Origin of the sequence: Nostoc sp. LPT (genome assembly GCF_017115165.1) — a bacterium.
Lineage (GTDB): Bacteria > Cyanobacteriota > Cyanobacteriia > Cyanobacteriales > Nostocaceae > Nostoc.
Genome location: NZ_JABXKF010000146.1, coordinates 1 through 17,544 on the forward strand (window position 1 = coordinate 1; position 17,544 = coordinate 17,544).

Consider the following 17,544-nt stretch of genomic DNA (forward strand, 5'->3'; position numbering starts at 1 on the left):
AAAATCGCTACACTCCACTATTTCTCATGCTTCCGCCTCCTTGTCACCCCTTCAGGAGTTTACTATGCGGACAATTAGGCTATTTCAGGATACATAATACACAATGTTTACTCTGCTTCCTATTTTAACTTAGGGGTTAGCTTGACAGTGGGGACTGGAAGTATGTCAGCAATACCTACGGCACACTTCGTGAACGCTCTTACTTCTGTAACCTCGTACTACAGAAATAATTTTCAAAATTTTCCCAAAACCTGCGTAAAAACTCCCCACCTTGTTCGTAGAAGGGTTTAAAGAGGTAGGGGAAGAATTACCACGCATCGATAAAAGTCGAATATATTGCCGCGAAAAGCTCGCTACCTGGGATATTTTACCGCGTGGTGTTGCGTTGCTCCCGTCGAAGGTGCAAATTTCCCAAAGCTCAAACAACCATTTACCCTACAGTATTCTATGTATCTATGATGACAACAAAATACCAAGCATTCGAGGTGCAGCAGGAGATTTTGATGGATGATGATTTAGATTTACAGTTGCGTCAGCTAGTCTACGCAGCACAAAACCATCCCCAAAAAAGTGCAGAACGAAGGAAAATTCTCAATAAATTGATTGCCAAAATTCAAAGTTCGGGAAAATTAAAAAAGTTTGTAGAATGGCGGCAAAAATTAACTCATTTTCCAGATATTTATAGCGAAGCAGAAGCAAATACATATTTGGAAATTTGCAAAGACATCGAAGATTATCGTCCAGAACATCCCGTGATGGCTTGGGTTAATCAAATATTTACTTGGCGATTTCACGATGTTCGGAGGCAATACAGAAGGCGAACGCAAACATTGTCCCTTGATGAGTTAGATAGTCGTAACAGTGGTTCTGATAAACCCGTAAGCAAAGAATTATCGAGGGTTCAAAATGAAATTAAAGATAAATTAATCTCTGAGACTGAGGATGAATTGGAAATATCAACAACAAAAAGTTTCGTCAATAATGACCCAGAAGGACTTTTACAAAATACTTATATTGGTGAAGATACAAATGCCAATTTACAGAAAGTCATATTAATGAGATTAGATCATGAAAAATGGGAAGATATATCTCAAAAATTAGGTCATCCAATATCAAGGCTATCTGAGCTATATCAACGCAACATTAAAAAGCGTAAAATCATCGATTATTTTCGTAAATATTTACAGTAAATCGGACAGTAGACCGAACATTAATTCTCAATGATTTACTTTTGCACAAACATATTCTGGACAATTATGAACAATAACCACGAACAAATATCTTTCACTATTCCTCTCAGTATAGAAGCTCATGAAAGAGCTAATCAACGCAAACAAGGAATATCAAATACTGAGGATGGGAAAAAAATCTATCTCAATACTTTAGCTGTGTATGCGGTCAATTATTATCTTGATTGTATAGGGTTTGAAACTAAGGGTTCAAATGCAGATAATAGTAATCCGTGGATGCTAAGTTTAATTGATTTGGCTGATTTGGAAGTAAAAAATATTGGTAAAATCGAATGTCGTCCGGTATTACCAGATGCGGAATATTTGGAAATTCCCACTGAGGTAAGGTCAGATAGAATTGCTTATGTTGCGGTACAGTTTAACCAATCTTTAAAAGAAGCAAAAATTTTAGGCTTTACAACTCAAACACTAGCCAAAATTCCTTTAACTCAGTTGCAATCTGTAGATAATTTACTGGATTATTTAACAGCGAAAGAACAAGCTGTAAAAGTCAATATTCGACAATGGTTAGAGGGAGTAATTACAGAGGGTTGGTTAAACGTGGAAGAAATATTTAATCCACGAGAACTGAGTTTTAGATTTGCGAGAAATTTTAGCGTGACGAAGTGCAAAAAAGTTGATATTGGTTTGCAGTTAAATGGCGAGTCTGTAGTTTTGATTATCAAGTTAAATCCTAAAAATAAAGAGGTAACTGATGTAAAAAATCAAAATCAGGGCGAAGTAGATATTATTGTACAAGTTCATCCTGACCGAGAAAAAAGTGTTTCTTTACCTCCAGGATTAAAATTGGTTGTTACTGATGAAAATGGTCAAGAAGTAGATGCTGTTACTTCTCGACAGAATGATGATTGGGTGGAGATTACATTAAGTGCAGAATTAAATGAGGAATTTTGTGTTGAGATAATTTTAGGTGAGTCGAAAGTGACTCAGGATTTTGTTGTATGATTTTGTATGGTGCGTTAATAACGCACCTAAATATGTCTTTTTGGTGCGTTACGGACATTCGTCATAACACACACTACATATATTTTTAAGAATTCAATAATTTAGATTGCATCACCTATGAAAAAGCTGGTTATTCTCAAATTTGATGGTAATTTTGAATCAGGTTTTCAAGTCAATTTAGAAATAGCAAATGAAGGACAACGTGCTTATCGAACCACCACAGCTAAGTTACCGGAAAATATTAAAATTCCGCAATTATTAAATAACTGGCACGAAATATATTGCAGTCAATATAGTCAATTTAGGGTTAAATCTGGGGGAAGTCGTCGGGTTAATCTGGAGTCTTTAAAACAAGAATGTACGAGAGAATCTATCAACTTACTTGCTAGTTTTAATCAATGGCTGAATGTACCATCTTTTACCTCTATTGTCAATTTTTTACAAGAACTAAATCCCAAAGATGAAATCAGAATCATAATTACGACTTCTTGTCATGAATTACGTCAACTACCTTGGCATTTGTGGGATGTTTTGATTAATTTTCCACTGGTAGAGGTGGCTTTAAGTTCGCCAAATGCAGAACAGGGAGAACGAGCATATCGAGAAAAAATTAGAATTTTAATTATTTTGGGGGATAGCTCAAAGATTGATATTGAAGCTGATAAAAAGCTGCTACATAATTTCTGTGGTGATGATGCAGAAATTGTCTTATTACAACAACCATCACGGGAGGACTTAAATCATTATCTGCAAGATGATTTAGGTTGGGATATTTTGTTTTTCTCTGGACATTCTCGAACGGAGAAAACCCAGGGGAGGATTTATATAAATCATCACGACAGTTTGACGATCGCAGAATTGCGGGATGCTTTGCAAGTTGCAATTCAAAGACGTTTGCAAATTGCATTTTTTAATTCTTGCGATGGTTTGGGGATTGCTTATGAGTTAGAACAACTGCATATTCCCCAAGTAATTGTGATGCGTCAACCTGTACCGGATAAAGTCGCTCAGGAGTTTTTGAAGTATTTTCTGCAAGAGTTTACTGGTGGAAAGTCTTTATATATATCCGTGAGAAATGCACGATTGGAATTACAAAAACTAGAGTCAGAATTTCCCTGTGCTAGTTGGCTTCCGGTAATTGTTCAAAATCAGACGGAAACACCACCAACTTGGCAAACTTTGGGGATAATTTCGTTTTGTCCCTATCAAGGTTTGAGTGCGTTTAAGGAAGAAAATGCCGAGTATTTTTTTGGGAGAAATAAAGCAACCGCGAGTTTAGTTACTGCTGTTAATAGTAAACGTTTGGTGGCTGTAATTGGTGCTTCGGGTAGTGGTAAATCTTCGCTGGTGTTTGCTGGGTTAATTCCGCAATTGCGTGGGGATACTATTAATAATTGGTTGATTTTATCGTTTCGTCCCGGTAAAAATCCATTTGCTGCTTTGGCTGTAGCGTTGGTTTCGGCGTTAAATTTACCAGAAAATGAGCGACATTTGGCTGAGTTGGAATTGGATGTAAATTTACAGCGCGATTCGACAAGTTTAGAAAGGTTTATTACCTCACCCCTAACCCGTCTCCTGGGAGGAGAGGGGAAGCGGATTTTGTTGATTGCTGACCAATTTGAGGAAATTTATACTCTGTGTACGGATGCAGAGGAACGCAAAATTTTCTTGGATGGTTTGCTACAAGCGGTTAACAATGCACCATTTTTTACTTTATTACTGACCTTACGGGCGGATTTTTTATCTAGGGCGTTGGATGATTATGAGCCTTTTGGGCGATCGCTACAACAGTATCAACTAGAACCTGTGGTGCGGATGAATCGGAAGGAATTGGAAGCAGCGATCGCACTCCCCGCGAGACAATTGGGTTTTGAGTTTGACGAGGGTTTGTGTAATACCATAATTGATGATATCCAAGATGGGGATGGGCGTTTGCCGTTGTTGGAATTTACCCTGACTCAGTTGTGGAAGCAGCAATATGCGGGAAGGTTGACTCATCAAGCATATAAGAAAATTGGCGGGGTGGAGCGATCGCTGGCGAATTATGCAGAGATGGTTTATGCAGACTTGAGGGAGTGGGAACGGGAAAAAGCCCAACGGGTGTTTATTCAGTTAGTGCAACCGGGGGAAGGTACGGAAGATACCCGCAGGTTGGCGACGAGTGAGGAAGTGGGGGGAGATAATTGGGATTTGGTGACGCGCTTGGCTGATAAGCGGTTGGTGGTGACGAACTGGGATGAGTTGAGGAATGAGGAAACGGTGGAAGTCGTCCATGAGGCTTTGATTCGCCATTGGCGACGGTTGCGGGGATGGATGCAGGAGAACCGCAAGTTTCGCATTTGGCAACAGGGGTTGATGGTTGCATTGCAGCAATGGGTGGAGAGTGGTAAGGATGAGGGTGCTTTGTTGCGGGGTGCGACTTTGGCTGTGGCGGAAGATTGGTTGCAGCAACGGGGTGGGGAAGTTAGTAAACCGCAGCGATGGTTTATTGAGAAGAGTGTGGAGTTGCGGGAGAGGGAGAGGAAGCAGAAGGAGAGGTTGCGACGACGGATTATTGGTGGGTTGGTTTGTGGTTTAGTGGTGATTTCGGGATTTGCAGGGTTTAGTGATTATAGTAGAACCGATGCTGTAATTGGTAAATTGAGTGGCAGTGCAGAAAAATATTTTGAAGTTTATGACCATGAGGCAGCATTAGCGGAAGCTATTAAAGGTGGAAAAATCCTCAGAGGAAGCATTTGGAAACCTTGGATAGGAGGGGAAACCCAGATGCAAGCTATATCTACATTGCGTGAGGTGGTATACGGATTTCAAATTAAAACCTTTAAAGGGCATATAAACTCTGTCAATAGCATTAGCTTTAGCCCTGGCGGCAAAACCCTTGCTTCGGTATCTTCTGACAATACGGTGAAACTGTGGGATATCAACAGTGGTAAGGAAATTACAACCCTTAAAGGGTATACAGAGAGTGTTTATAGCGTCAGCTTTAGCCCCGACGGCAAAACCCTTGCTTCCCCATCTTTGGACTATAAGATAATTTTGTGGAATTTCGATTTAGATGATTTGCTAGTACGAGGATGCGGATTAATACAAGGCTACCTGCAAAATAACCCTGATGTCAGCGCAGAAGATAGACGTTTGTGTGACTGAGGGTTAACAGAACCCCGACTTCTTGAAGAAGTCGGGGTTCTAAGAGATAAATTCTTCGTGATCGCTAAAATTCTGGGTATCTTTAACGATTCGCTGCGATCACCAGGTTTGGAGAGGTTGGTGAGCGATTCCTACGGAAAGCTGACGCTAACGCACTTCTGTTGCCTTGTTTTGGAGAAGTGGTATAATAGATGCGATTTTCTAAACTGGTAAATGGAATTGCGATCGCTAACGATTTGGTTTTTATAACTAACAATCTGAGAGATTTCGATAAAATCGAATTTTTAGAGATTGAAGACTGGAGTCAGACATAAAAGCATTTAATTTTGCATTGCTCACAAAACTTGCGATCGCCGCAACTAATCATCTTGAAACGGTGCGTTGCGCTAACACGACTACCCAACCCCAAAAAATTTTTACCAACTGCGTAATTACATTGAAAGAAATTCGTATTCTCTTGTGAAAGGGTTCATCAGTAGAAGTCATCGCCAAATAAATAGATAAAGTATTTGCGATTGCGCTACCTTTTGGAGAAAAAGAGGATTTCTGAAATGCAAAGTAATTATACACCTGCGAGTTTAAGCAAGCGATTTTTTGCCCATTTATTTGACATAATAATTCTATATATAATTACTATTGTAACCGCATTCATTTTTGCTATAATTTACAGCTTATTTATCACAACTGACGAGATTCCTGAATATCTCGCGTATGGGTTGTTCTTTACAATTTCTTGGCTTTACTATACGCTGATGGAAATTTCCCCTAAACAGGCAACTATTGGTAAACAATCAATGGGGATTTTTGTTACAGACTTAAATGGCGATCAACTCTCGTTTACAAAAGCAAGTTTGAGAATTTGTTGCAAAATTATCTTAAGTTTTGTTTTGGGAGTTAGCTTTATCACAATGTTTTTCACTACAAAAAAACAAGCCATGCATGACATAGTGTCTAGAACATTGGTTGTACAAAAAGTTAAAAATGAGAATTGAAGAATATTATCTGTTCGTAGTAATTTTATTGTATAAAAATATACCAAAATAGTGGCAGCAGATTTTATCGGTGCGGTGCGATCGCATGAGATCAACAAATCTGCTGTTTTTATCTGTTGGTGCTGGTGTGCGATCGCATGATATCAACGAATCTACTGTTTTTATCTGTTGGTGCTGGTGTGCGATCGCAATTTCTTCCGTCACACTTGTTTATTTTAGCCGTCATACATTCTCAAAAAGCATCACATTATTCTTCGGTAGAATCAAAACAAATCTTTTATAACCTGCGTAATTGCACGTAAATAAATTCGTATTTTTCTATGAAGGGATTTAAACAAAGCAAATAGGCGTTTACGATTATGACATCCTCATACATTCGCAACATCGTTTTTACCACATTAGGTCTTGGTAGCAGCTTTTTACTAAACTTCAATACACCAAGTTTCGCGCAAGCAGTAAGTCCATTACCATCACTGTCAACTACTACAAATCCTTCTACCTCTCTCCCACGAGTACAACCTAAAAAGACTAATTTACAATGGGTTTACAGCGTAGCAGAAAGAGTAATTCGTGCTAATGGACTTGATGACCATCCCTGGCGCTTACAAATCACTGATGAATATAATATCAATGCCTACGCTGGTGAGTTAAATAAAATTGTAATTTACAAAGGCTTGCTAGACCAAATACATGGTGATGATGCAGCCTTAGCTTTTATTATCAGTCATGAATTAGCCCACCATACACAACGCCATTCAGCACAGCAAGAAGAAACAGAAGCTAGTTTAAAAGAAAGATTACTCAAAGAAGCAGAAGCAGAATATAACAATTGGATTGCACAAGAACGGAGAAAATCGAAAACTCCCATATCAGCTGCTACAAAAGATGTCATCAAACAACGAATTATTATCCAGAAAAAACAAGGATTTGATAGAACCATGCAAGCATTAAGTCGCCAGCATGAATTTCAAGCCGATGAAATTGGTTACACGTATATGATTAAGGCTGGTTATGATATAAATGGAGGTTTGCGAGTCTTAAACCTGTTTTCGCGTTTACCTTTAGACTACACAGAAATTAGCAGCCATCCACCGACACAACAAAGAATTAATACTTTAAAGCAGGTAATGAATAAATATTTTTTGTTTCTTTTATGGATAGATGGCAATGAGCGATTAAAAAATAATCCCCAACCATTAAAATTAGATTTATCAGAAGATGGAGTATCTTTGCGAATCAACTCCAGATTTGTTTCACGATAAATATAATGGGTGCGAACAAGGCAATATCCGCAATATCCTCGAATTTTCCTATAAATCGGGGATATGAACCTCGTTTTTTCCTACTCCTCCAGGACATTTGAGAAAGACATCTCAAAAATTGCGTATTTTTACACAGATGAATTCGTATATGTAATTAAAGCGGTTCAGAATTCTATCTGCGTTGAGCAAATTATGTTCACATCATACACCAGTTTGTTTGGTAGAGAAATTTATCAACCACAAAACAATCAAATTCAATAAACATTTCGTGTTGCAAATATACTAACCATTTAAAACATGAGAATTTCCAAATAAATACTCTCTTGTAGAAATGCAAACATTGGTGTTTCTACAAAATTACCGTGCTTGAGCAACAACGCAAACTTGACCGTAAAGCACTCAACAATCACACGCAAAACAACCAGAAGGAAAGCTGAAATTATGAAACTCAAAACAAAATTATTTGGTACTATAGCTGCTATTTCTAGTATCTTCTGTTCGCTTTTCATGACACCTACTCTAGTTCGTGCCAATGACGACAAATATCTCAATGAAGTTGGTATGCAATTAATGGGAGCTATGGTTAATGCTGGTTTTGGTGGCTATAGTCAAACCCATGACCCTTATATTGATACACTGTATCATGACAGTTCCGATTATATCACTATCAATCTTAGTGCGGGTACGTCATACGGCATTGTAGGAGTATGCGATCGCGATTGCCAAGATTTAGATATTGCATTGTATGATGATCGGGGAAATCTGATTGCTTCAGACTTAGAAGATGATGATATTCCCGCCATTGGTGTAACTTCCTACCGAAGTGGTACATATCGAGTCCGAATTGATATGGCAAATTGCGATTCTAAACTATGCTACTACGGCATTGGCGTATTTGGTCAGTAAGAGCAGCAGCTTTTTGCACATAAAAGGCGCAAAGCAACATTAGTAAAGTTTGTTTCTTTGCGCCTTTTTCTCTAACCTAATATGCACATTATGTGATAAATAAGTATAAATATATACAATAATCTAAGTTGACTGAAAGCTTGGCAGATAATGTTTTGCTTCTCACTATACTTAGCAAGACTTAAGTCAGATTCTATAGCTAATATGGCAATAACAAAAACCACTACTTTTGACTAACGCCTACCTGCTAAAACAGCAAGTAGGTAACTTTTTATGACCCAACCTGAATGGTTACAAGCAAACAAACAGGTTTATTCCAAAGAACATGGTGTTATCCATATTGCCGCCATCATCCAGAGTGTTGATCGACGAAAAATTATTATAATCTCTCCGTAATTTAGCCGCTTCCATGCAGTCAAGAATTGACCAAAAGAAAAATCCTGGTATTGGGAATCAAAGGGCAACAAAGCGCCGTAAAACCATAGCTCAAGGGATAATCCAAGAAAAAATTGAAATTGAGATTATCCAGTCTTGGCTATTTGCGATCGCACAAATGTGGGAAACAGGAAATATCCCACCAATACTACGATGACGGTTTGCAGCGCTCAAAGTTGCGTGACCAATTTCATCTTGTCTCCAAATGGGCAGTCGATTCAAACTCTCTACGAAGAGCATTGCTGGAAGAAAAGCCTGATATTGTGCATTTTTCTGGGCATGGGGAGGGGCAGACAGGATTAGTGCTGGTTGGTCAGAATGGAGAGCCTAAGCCAGCCACAAGTGAGGCTCTCTCAGGACTTTTCAAATTATTCCCAGAGATCAAGTGTGTAGTACTTAACGCCTGTTATGCAGAGGCACAGGCAAAGGCAATTGTCCAGCATATTGATTATGTGATTGAGATGAAACAATCTATGCGAGATGATGCTGCGATCGCATTTGCCACAGGATTTTATGATGGATTAGGTTATGAGAAATCGATTGATGTTGCTTTTGAACTAGGTTGTAACGCGATTCAATTTGAACTTGCTTTTCTTCAACTACGCGATCGCGAAAGACATTGAGCAGTACATTAAAAAACATTTTGGTTCAGACGCTATGACTGTGAAATAAAAGAATAGGCTTGTTGGAAAATATTGCCATTACATTAGTCCGTCTCAGATTGAGAAGTGTATATGGAAGACAACCTACTTTCCTTCAGAGTAAGAAGCCAACACGTTCAGTAAAGAAATCAACTGATATTTCGGGATAGTAGAAAATTTGTTCACCATTCAAGAATCTTCTGCTGTTTCAGCACCTATAATCGAATCTAATGAGAGCGAATATGAAAACTCAAAGTAATCCCCCCAACCTTCCAGAAAATCCACCTGCAAACGAAGATAAAGTAATTGCTGAAGTGATTCAATGCTCGATTGCAGTATTGGACAAGGAAACCGATCCCGTTCAGCGTCAGCAGCATCCTAAAAGTCATGGATGCGTCAAAGCCGAATTTATTGTTGAGGATGTGCCTGAAGAGTGCAGATTTGGCATCTTTAGGGAACCGCGTCGGTATTCAGCTTTCGTCCGGTTCTCAAATGGTTCTTTGAAACCGCAGCGAGATTCTGAAGGGGATGTGCGCGGCATGGCAATTAAACTCCTGGGAGTCGAAGGCGAAAAACTGTTGGAAGAGCAACGGCAGGCACAGACACAGGACTTTATTCTGATTAACCACCCAGTGCTGTTTCTCAAAGATGCTCAAGATGCTCTTGATTTTGCCAAAGCTGTACAGATGGCAAAGAAAATGCCATTTAAGCCTTTGAAGCCGCTTCCACTGCTGCTCATGTATGTTCCATCTCACTTGAAACAATTCAAAATTCTGAAGACGATTCAGAAAAAAACAGTGACGAATCAACTCCAAATTCAATACTGGAGTACAACTCCCTACAAACTTGGCGATCGTGCGATTAAATTTTCAGTTAAACCCAGTGTGACTGAAAACAATATTCAGATCGCACCCAATTTAGAATCTGAAAACTTCTTACGCGAAGTGATGGTTGAGCATCTGAGTAGACAAGAGGTCTGTTTTGATTTTCTGGTGCAGTTACAGAAAAACCCCGATCAAATGCCTGTTGAGGATGCGACAGCAGAATGGAGTGAGACGGACTCACCATTTATCAAAGTAGCAAACATTCGGATTCCGATGCAAACGTTTGATACAGAGGCTCGACGGCAGTTCGACGAGAATTTGTCATTTAATCCCTGGCACGCTCTTGTTGAGCATCAACCTTTGGGAGGGATTAACCGGGTACGGAAGTATGTTTATCAAACGATCGCAGCAACACGACACAAATTGAACAAAGTGACTGTGCAAGAACCGACAATGAATGATTTCAACAATCCAAATATTTGAAATCTAATCGTCCTTGGCACATCAAGTATTCATCCGCACTTAAAGCACCATCCCATGATTGAAACTGTTGCAACACAATTAAAAGCGATCGCTGTTACCTACTAAATCGTGTATCTACTTTGCAATTGTTAATGGAATAAGTTTATATAGGCAAATCAAGTACAGAGGAAATATCCGGGAAGATTTGAGATGAAATCCTTTGAACCAGGATTTATTGAATATTAGCAGATTGCTCAAAATTTACTACGTACCAATCCGCTTGATTAGTGAGTATAAAGGCAAACAGTAATTATTCAAGTAACAGTCACCCCAGGTATTGGAAACCTTGCGGCAAGCTGCAATTATTCAGAGTACTGAATCTTCTAACCGAATAGAAGGTATCACTGCACCACTGGAACGTATCAAGGAATTAGTAGCCGAAAAAACCACTCCGCGCGATCGCATCCTTGAGTGCCCTGGGGCATTTTTAGTTCAAGCGTACTATGAAGACCCTACTCAAGTTTTGGGTGGGTGCGCTTATATTTGATGTACATCAATCGCCTTCTAGGTTTGGAGTTTCGCACTCCTGACTAGTCTAAACACCAATTCCATGATGGCACGTTGCAAATCGATAGGACGAACCACCACACAAATTTCAATTTTAAATTCATCGCGGTTTTGCGAGCGCTTTAATCCTTCTTCAAGATTACGAATTTCGCGGCTTAAATCTAGAACTGTTGTTCCTCTGGGATTAGATTTAGATGCTAGTACGAGAATTGTTTTTGTGATTTTTATCTTGTCGAAATCAGTTACACTTTTTTCACCAGAACTGGAAATAAGTAATCCTGATTCTTCGGATCGTTGATATTTACATCGATATCGTCATCGTCTACGGGTAAAAGCTTACGGCTCTGGGACTCATGACCTGAAACTTCAAACACAACTGCGTTACGTCCTATTTCAAATGCACGTTCAATCGATTCACCTGCTCCTAGTGCATCATAAAAGCCAACAGTGAAAGCGATCGTCGCATCATCTGTGACTTCGCGGTTCATGCCGATCACGTAGTTGATATGCTCAACGATCCCTTGTGCTTGAACTTCTGAATAACAGCCACTGAGTAAAACACACTCTACCTGATTAGAGAAGATTTGAAACAGGGCTGATAATGCTTCTGTATAGACTAGATGCTCATTTCCATCATCGTCTTGCAGAACTAGACCTTGACTTCCCGTACCATGTCCGTAAAAGTGAACGATTTGCGGATTAACTTCCAGCATGGCACGCCGTAAATCGATAGGGCGGACAGCTCTTCTGGTTTCAATGACAAATTGATTGCGGTTTGGCGATCGCCTCAACCCTTCTCGGATAACTCGAATTTCGCGATCTAAGTCGATAACTAAGCTACCTTGAGCATTAGATGCCAGGAGCAAAATTTTCTTGCGGTTTGTAGGCTTGTCTTCTTGTTGCGGTTGCTGATTCAGAGAAGCTTCGGGTTGGATGACAGTTAAATTAATCGATTTTGATGACCAATCTTTATCTTTGTCAAAATATTCAGCAAGTACGTCTCGAAGCTCTTTATCAAGATTTGCTCTAGATTGTGATTCCCTATCAAGAGGTGGCAAAATTAACCATTGAAAATTAGCTATGCCACGAGTGAAAAATAATTTCAAGGTTTCTTTAACTTGTCGATCGTATTCTCCATCAGGTACTTCAAGCCGAAGGCGTGTTAATATCTCTTCATCTTCTTGCAGCGAATAGAAAGCTCCTCTATCCCCTGGAATCGGAATTTGAGAAACTTCCCATGTCGGCTCAAAATCTAAGAGCGCAATGTTAAGAGGCTGGGAGGAAACATTCTTCAGTCTGACATACAATAAATCGCCCGATTTCAAACTTATATTATTAGCGTCGGGGAAAGGCTGTCGTTCTTCATCTAATAATTCATATTCAATTGCCTTATTTAGCTCATAATTTTGACCTTCAATACTTAATGCTGCGTGATACTTTGCTAAATGAACCAGGCGTTTTACCAAACGTTCTGCTGCATCAGTACTATTAATCGACAGAGGAGGTTCTAAGTTGGGGTACGGTGTTTCTGTGCGATCGCAAATAACGTATTCTTCGTTTTCATCAATCGCAACTATATAATCAGCATCAGATTTTTCATTAGTTACTTCAATCCAACTATTATCATTAATAATATTCTCAATTGTTTGTAAGTTAGTAGCATTTCCATTGTTATATGCAAAAAATAACTTCTTAGTTAGTCTAAATGTCAGTGGAAACAAGTTGGGCAAATCACAGGCTTGAACACGATTGAAAAAGGCCTGCCTCATTTTAATTAGTCTCGACCATCGCTGTGACTTGGAAGAGAACCCGGCTTGCTTTAATTGAGAAACCCAACTCAGGCAAGGTAGATGACCTAGTGGCGCAGTCAGATCAAATCTTAAATCATCGTAAGGCAGCCACCTATCTTCGACTTTCCATCCTAATTCAACCCCAAAGCGATCGTAGTTTTGTCCAACCTTTTCCCAAATGTCTTTTTGGACGCTAAAACCAAAATGTCCTTGACTAAATTCCAGCCAGCATTGGTCAATCATTTGCAGTGCATCACAGGGAAAAGTATTCAGATTTTCCAGGCTTAACCATCCTTCCTCTTCTCTGCCAACCACTTGAAGCATAAGTCTTGCCGTTTCTTGATCGGCTTCTTGCCATTTTCTCTGTTCAAGTAATTTTTTTAATTGAGTATAGTTATCTCCATTGTCTTGAGATAGACTATCATACCAAATCTTTATAGTATTGTCTGAACCGCCGCTGACTAATAGTTTTCCATTTGGACTAAAAGCAACTTTTTTAACATGAGGTTGATGTGCTTGCAGAGGTTCACCTAACAAATCTCCTTCAAGAGTCCACAACCGAATCGTTCCATCACGACTCCCACTAGCAATTATCTCCCCAGAGGGATGAAAAGCAACAGAACTTACTTGATCTGTATGTCCCTTAAAGATTTTGACTAGAGTTCCTTGATTAACTGACCAAAGACGTACTGTGTTATCACTGCTGGCACTAACAATGAGGTCTCCTTTAGGATTAAATGCGATCGCATTGACCCAATCTGTATGACTTTGTAAGGTTATAGTTAATGCTCTTTGCTGTAGATTCCAGATTTTAATAGTTCGATCGTCACTGCAACTAGCTAAAAGTTTTCCATCTGGGCTAAAAGTAATACAATTAATGATATCTATATGACTTGTTAGAGTATCAAGCTCATTTAATTTTATATTATGCAGATAAATACGTGATGATTTACCTGCACTAGCAATTAATGCAAATTGATTATCCAAGCTAGTAATTTCTCCCCTATACGGACGAAAAGAAACTGTATAAATACTTTCATGATTTGCCCAAGTATAAAGATGGGTTGAATCACTAACACTCCATAAATTAACTAGACCATCATTTCCTCCACTAACTAAGAATTGGCTATCAATACTAAAGGCAATTGACCAAATCTTATCTTGATTTCCTTCCAAGGTTGCTATCAAATCACCGCTTAAATTCCATAGACAAATCTTGCTATCCTGACTAGCAGAAGCAATTAATTGTCCATCTGGACTAAAGACAACACAATTGATTTGATCTTGATGATGATTAATGGACTGTTGCAGTGTCCAAGAAGTTGCTTCTCTTAGAGATGAATCATCGTCTTTTACTGGTTCTTCATCAGACATCTTAGAGGATATCTTATTACTAGCCTGTTCCAACTCTTCAGCAAATTTAACGTATTCGCCTCCTAACTTTCTTAAAACTCTTGCTGTAATCTCTGCAAAAGGCTGAATCGTATCTTTTCGTTCTTGTTCGTCTCTCTTCTGCGGTGCTTTCAAAATGGCTATAAACTCCTTCAGAGATACCCCTAACTGTTCCGCTACATAGCGAGAAACAGCATTAACCACATCAATAGAATCACTCACTGCGGCATCATCTAGAAAAATATCTCGAATTTCTGGTTTAATAAATTCATACTCCACTAAGTCAAGATTAACATTAACTCTATTGTCTAGTTCTTCATTTTCTAGTTTTTTTAGAGATGCAGATTTAGGGCGCAATAATCCCCCTAAAAATACTTCTGCAACCTGAACCTGATTAGATTTGGGTAGTAGACTCTCTTGAATCAATCTAACTACAGGCAGATTAATCACAGGAGACGCAGCCAATAAACCCGCTAACTCTCTACCTAGTGGCGAAGTAGTCATTCGGAAATTTTGTACTCTCTCAGCAGCATCTGACGTATTCTGTTGTCTTTGTAAGGAAGGATCTTCAATTTCTAGTTTAGGAGGTAAGAGATATCCCGAAACCAGTGCATCCGCTTTTCCCACCAACATTTGACTCCATTGAGCAGCGTGTTCCTTGTCGAGAGTAATTACTGGAATTTTGCTACGTTCTTCTACCTTAAAACCAATGCTTCTACTACGTCTGAGGGGTTTGTGAAGAGATAATTCTTGATTTGCAACCCCCATAATCGAACTTTTGAAAGCTACTGGTGTTCCTAAGTCTAAAGCAGTGCGTCGCCACATCCACTCTGGCAACATTTGCAAAATCACTAAAGGTTGTTTTTGCGTCCAATCTTTCAGCACTGGAAACATCATTCCTTTACGCCAAATATTGGAAACACAATCACTAACAATTAAAATTAAACGTCTTCCCGTTGGATCGATAATTTCTTTTGGTTCAGTTAAACGCTTATTACTCCCCATGCGTGAGAAAAGTTGCAAATTATTTCCTGCTTCATCAGGTTGTAACCCCCAAATCCTAATATCTCGAAAAATGCCATATTTTTTGAATAACTCTTTTAATTCCCCAATGGTATGTCCCCAAATCAACATAGAATGGCTTTCATCAATTACCAAGGCTAAATCTAACCAAGGTTCTGGTTCAGCTTTTAGTATAGGTATAAAAATATGTTCTTCAGCAATCCTTTGAACTGTAGCTGCTTCGTCTAAAATAAGTTTTCTACCTGTTGCGACCCGCCGCATTAGAGGACGAAACGCATTAGCTAAAGTTAAAGGTTCTCGGAGAGAAGGAGCATCAGGTACACCAATTGTTAAACCTTGACTTTCTCCCGAACCAGAAGTGGAATAAACAGAACCTTTTTTTTCCGTAGAAGGTTTGGTATTGGTTTCTTGTTTTCGACTGGGAACAGTTGGCTTTGTTTGTTCGTTAGCTTGAGGTTGATTTAGCTTTTCTGGTGATGTATCTTTATCTAACTCATGCGATTCCGGTTTTTCTATTGAAGGATTGGGTTCAAATTTTTGGAGTTCTAGGGTTAGCCATAACACATCAGCAATCTGTTCGCCTGTGAGGTCAAGTTTTTCTCCCAATTCTGCGATTAGGCGTTCGATGCTATTTGGAACTGATTGAGATTCTGATGGTGTCATAAGTTGTCTGGCATATCCCAAGCTGCTAGGGTAGAATTTGAAAAAAAATTATGTTTTGTTGATGCTAGATTTTAGGTAACCTATCAAATTATTACTCTCTACTAATCGGCAATATTGAGTCTTCTCAATAACACATCTATAATTAATTCTTCATCTGTTCCTACTTCATAGGTTAAGAGATAAATAGCATTGAGCAACTGATCTGTCGCTCTTTCTATAGATTTATTGTTCGGCTGAAAAATCTTAATTAAATTGTCAAATTTAGCCTGATTTTTGGCATCATTAAGAAAATCGTTCCCAAAATGAGTTTTCACAATTTTCTGAAGCGCATCTTCATTTGGATCTGGCATTCTTACCCTTAAACAACGTCTTTTGAATGCTGGTGGAAAATCTCTTTCTCCATTGCTGGTCATGACAATAATAGGAAAGGCATGGCAACAAACACGACCTCCTGAAATTGTGGCTTTAATATCCTTATCTTCGGTATATACAGTAAAAGATTTTTTAGTATTTGCATCCTGTTTATTATCTTGAGAACGACGAACTAATTCTGGTATTTCAAATTCTCCTTCCTCAAACAGATTCAATAAATCATTGGGTAGATTAATATCGCTTTTGTCAATCTCATCAATTAACAATACTCTAGGTAGTAAAGATGGTAAAAAAGCTGTACCGACTGAACCAAGTTTGATATATTCACCAATATCTTGTTCTTCGGTCTGTTTTATCTCTCCTTCTTGAGTATTCTTTTTTTCAAAATTGGTATCTTGGAGACGAGCGATCGCATCATAGCGATATAATCCATCCTGGAGAGTAGAACGGGCATTAATTGCCCACGATAATACAGGGCCTAAACCAAGTTCATAAGCGATCGCATAAGCTAAAGAGGTTTTTCCTGAACCAGGATTACCTGTTATCAGTAGAGGACGACGTAAATAAATTGCTGCATTAACCGCATTGATTACGCTATCTGCTTCTGAAGCAATACAGAAGTTTTCACCTTTACTAATGTCTCGTTTCTTAGTCTTTACTAATGATTGCAAATCTTCCCAACGAGGATCGATATCTTGTCCTGTGCCATTTTTCTTTAAAGGTACATCCGAGTGATCGCCAAATTTTCGCCAAGGTGGTGGTTTTAATTCACTTAATCGTTGTGTTGCAGCTTCATTTTTCTTCCCATTACCAAAAAATAATCGCCAATTAGTATTTGAATGTTGGTCTGAATTTTCCATAAATAACCTCTAG

Annotated in this window: 16 protein-coding genes; 14 read left to right on the top strand and 2 right to left on the bottom strand. The window is 38.8% G+C overall.

Features of this window, described 5'->3' with window-relative positions; genetic code table 11:
• The first annotated feature begins 455 nt into the window (after nt 1-455).
• The 14 genes from HWQ58_RS28475 (at nt 456) to HWQ58_RS28540 (ending at nt 11,411) form a co-directional block, all read left to right on the top strand.
• Entirely contained in the window at nt 456-1,190 is a 735-nt protein-coding gene (locus tag HWQ58_RS28475) for a hypothetical protein (protein ID WP_292870551.1), read from the top strand.
• A gap of 66 nt (nt 1,191-1,256) precedes the next feature.
• Complete coding sequence (locus HWQ58_RS28480; protein ID WP_292870554.1) at nt 1,257-2,195, top strand: DUF1822 family protein; 939 nt, start codon at nt 1,257-1,259, stop codon at nt 2,193-2,195.
• Between the two features lie 117 nt (nt 2,196-2,312).
• Nucleotides 2,313-5,342 carry a CHAT domain-containing protein gene (locus HWQ58_RS28485; RefSeq protein ID WP_292870557.1) on the top strand — a complete coding sequence of 1,010 codons (3,030 nt, stop codon included), beginning with the start codon at nt 2,313-2,315 and terminating at the stop codon, nt 5,340-5,342.
• Nucleotides 5,343-5,533: 191 nt separating this feature from the next.
• Nucleotides 5,534-5,656: a hypothetical protein gene (locus HWQ58_RS28490; protein ID WP_292870560.1), complete on the top strand. Its 123-nt coding sequence runs from the start codon at nt 5,534-5,536 to the stop codon at nt 5,654-5,656.
• Between the two features lie 17 nt (nt 5,657-5,673).
• Nucleotides 5,674-5,805: a hypothetical protein gene (locus HWQ58_RS28495; RefSeq protein WP_292870563.1), complete on the top strand. Its 132-nt coding sequence runs from the start codon at nt 5,674-5,676 to the stop codon at nt 5,803-5,805.
• A gap of 88 nt (nt 5,806-5,893) precedes the next feature.
• Nucleotides 5,894-6,334 (top strand): RDD family protein, encoded by a 441-nt coding sequence (locus HWQ58_RS28500; protein ID WP_292870566.1) that lies wholly within the window; start codon nt 5,894-5,896, stop codon nt 6,332-6,334.
• 85 nt (nt 6,335-6,419) lie between these two features.
• The gene (locus tag HWQ58_RS28505; protein ID WP_292870568.1) at nt 6,420-6,617 is read left to right on the top strand and encodes a hypothetical protein; all 198 of its coding nucleotides are present in this window, start codon (nt 6,420-6,422) and stop codon (nt 6,615-6,617) included.
• Between the two features lie 76 nt (nt 6,618-6,693).
• The gene (locus HWQ58_RS28510; protein WP_292870571.1) at nt 6,694-7,596 is read left to right on the top strand and encodes a M48 family metallopeptidase; all 903 of its coding nucleotides are present in this window, start codon (nt 6,694-6,696) and stop codon (nt 7,594-7,596) included.
• 441 nt (nt 7,597-8,037) lie between these two features.
• Nucleotides 8,038-8,502, top strand: coding sequence for a hypothetical protein (locus tag HWQ58_RS28515; RefSeq protein ID WP_292870574.1), 465 nt, complete (start codon nt 8,038-8,040; stop codon nt 8,500-8,502).
• A gap of 273 nt (nt 8,503-8,775) precedes the next feature.
• Nucleotides 8,776-8,898: a hypothetical protein gene (locus HWQ58_RS28520; RefSeq protein WP_292870577.1), complete on the top strand. Its 123-nt coding sequence runs from the start codon at nt 8,776-8,778 to the stop codon at nt 8,896-8,898.
• Between the two features lie 13 nt (nt 8,899-8,911).
• Nucleotides 8,912-9,094: a hypothetical protein gene (locus HWQ58_RS28525; protein ID WP_292870580.1), complete on the top strand. Its 183-nt coding sequence runs from the start codon at nt 8,912-8,914 to the stop codon at nt 9,092-9,094.
• 19 nt (nt 9,095-9,113) lie between these two features.
• Nucleotides 9,114-9,560 carry a CHAT domain-containing protein gene (locus HWQ58_RS28530; RefSeq protein ID WP_292870583.1) on the top strand — a complete coding sequence of 149 codons (447 nt, stop codon included), beginning with the start codon at nt 9,114-9,116 and terminating at the stop codon, nt 9,558-9,560.
• Nucleotides 9,561-9,820: 260 nt separating this feature from the next.
• Nucleotides 9,821-10,885: a catalase family protein gene (locus HWQ58_RS28535; protein WP_292870586.1), complete on the top strand. Its 1,065-nt coding sequence runs from the start codon at nt 9,821-9,823 to the stop codon at nt 10,883-10,885.
• A gap of 325 nt (nt 10,886-11,210) precedes the next feature.
• Nucleotides 11,211-11,411 carry a hypothetical protein gene (locus HWQ58_RS28540; RefSeq protein WP_292870589.1) on the top strand — a complete coding sequence of 67 codons (201 nt, stop codon included), beginning with the start codon at nt 11,211-11,213 and terminating at the stop codon, nt 11,409-11,411.
• Between the two features lie 262 nt (nt 11,412-11,673).
• On the opposite strand, the gene HWQ58_RS28545 is transcribed toward HWQ58_RS28540, so the two are convergent.
• Together HWQ58_RS28545 and HWQ58_RS28550 are read right to left on the bottom strand one after the other, a co-directional pair.
• Nucleotides 11,674-16,299, bottom strand: a complete 4,626-nt coding sequence (locus HWQ58_RS28545; RefSeq protein ID WP_292870591.1) for an SAV_2336 N-terminal domain-related protein — start codon at nt 16,297-16,299, stop codon at nt 11,674-11,676.
• A 101-nt stretch (nt 16,300-16,400) separates the two neighbouring features.
• A complete protein-coding gene (locus HWQ58_RS28550; RefSeq protein WP_292870593.1) occupies nt 16,401-17,531 on the bottom strand; it encodes a MoxR family ATPase in 1,131 nt (376 codons plus the stop codon).
• Between the last annotated feature and the right edge of the window lie 13 nt (nt 17,532-17,544).

Coding starts and splice junctions, on each gene's coding strand:
- HWQ58_RS28500 (WP_292870566.1), top strand. CDS start 5,894: ATGCAAAGTAATTATACACCTGCGAGTTTAAGCAAGCGATTTTTTGCC.
- HWQ58_RS28545 (WP_292870591.1), bottom strand. CDS start 16,299: ATGACACCATCAGAATCTCAATCAGTTCCAAATAGCATCGAACGCCTA.
- HWQ58_RS28510 (WP_292870571.1), top strand. CDS start 6,694: ATGACATCCTCATACATTCGCAACATCGTTTTTACCACATTAGGTCTT.
- HWQ58_RS28505 (WP_292870568.1), top strand. CDS start 6,420: ATGAGATCAACAAATCTGCTGTTTTTATCTGTTGGTGCTGGTGTGCGA.
- HWQ58_RS28550 (WP_292870593.1), bottom strand. CDS start 17,531: ATGGAAAATTCAGACCAACATTCAAATACTAATTGGCGATTATTTTTT.
- HWQ58_RS28515 (WP_292870574.1), top strand. CDS start 8,038: ATGAAACTCAAAACAAAATTATTTGGTACTATAGCTGCTATTTCTAGT.
- HWQ58_RS28475 (WP_292870551.1), top strand. CDS start 456: ATGATGACAACAAAATACCAAGCATTCGAGGTGCAGCAGGAGATTTTG.
- HWQ58_RS28490 (WP_292870560.1), top strand. CDS start 5,534: ATGCGATTTTCTAAACTGGTAAATGGAATTGCGATCGCTAACGATTTG.
- HWQ58_RS28520 (WP_292870577.1), top strand. CDS start 8,776: ATGACCCAACCTGAATGGTTACAAGCAAACAAACAGGTTTATTCCAAA.
- HWQ58_RS28535 (WP_292870586.1), top strand. CDS start 9,821: ATGAAAACTCAAAGTAATCCCCCCAACCTTCCAGAAAATCCACCTGCA.
- HWQ58_RS28480 (WP_292870554.1), top strand. CDS start 1,257: ATGAACAATAACCACGAACAAATATCTTTCACTATTCCTCTCAGTATA.
- HWQ58_RS28485 (WP_292870557.1), top strand. CDS start 2,313: ATGAAAAAGCTGGTTATTCTCAAATTTGATGGTAATTTTGAATCAGGT.
- HWQ58_RS28525 (WP_292870580.1), top strand. CDS start 8,912: ATGCAGTCAAGAATTGACCAAAAGAAAAATCCTGGTATTGGGAATCAA.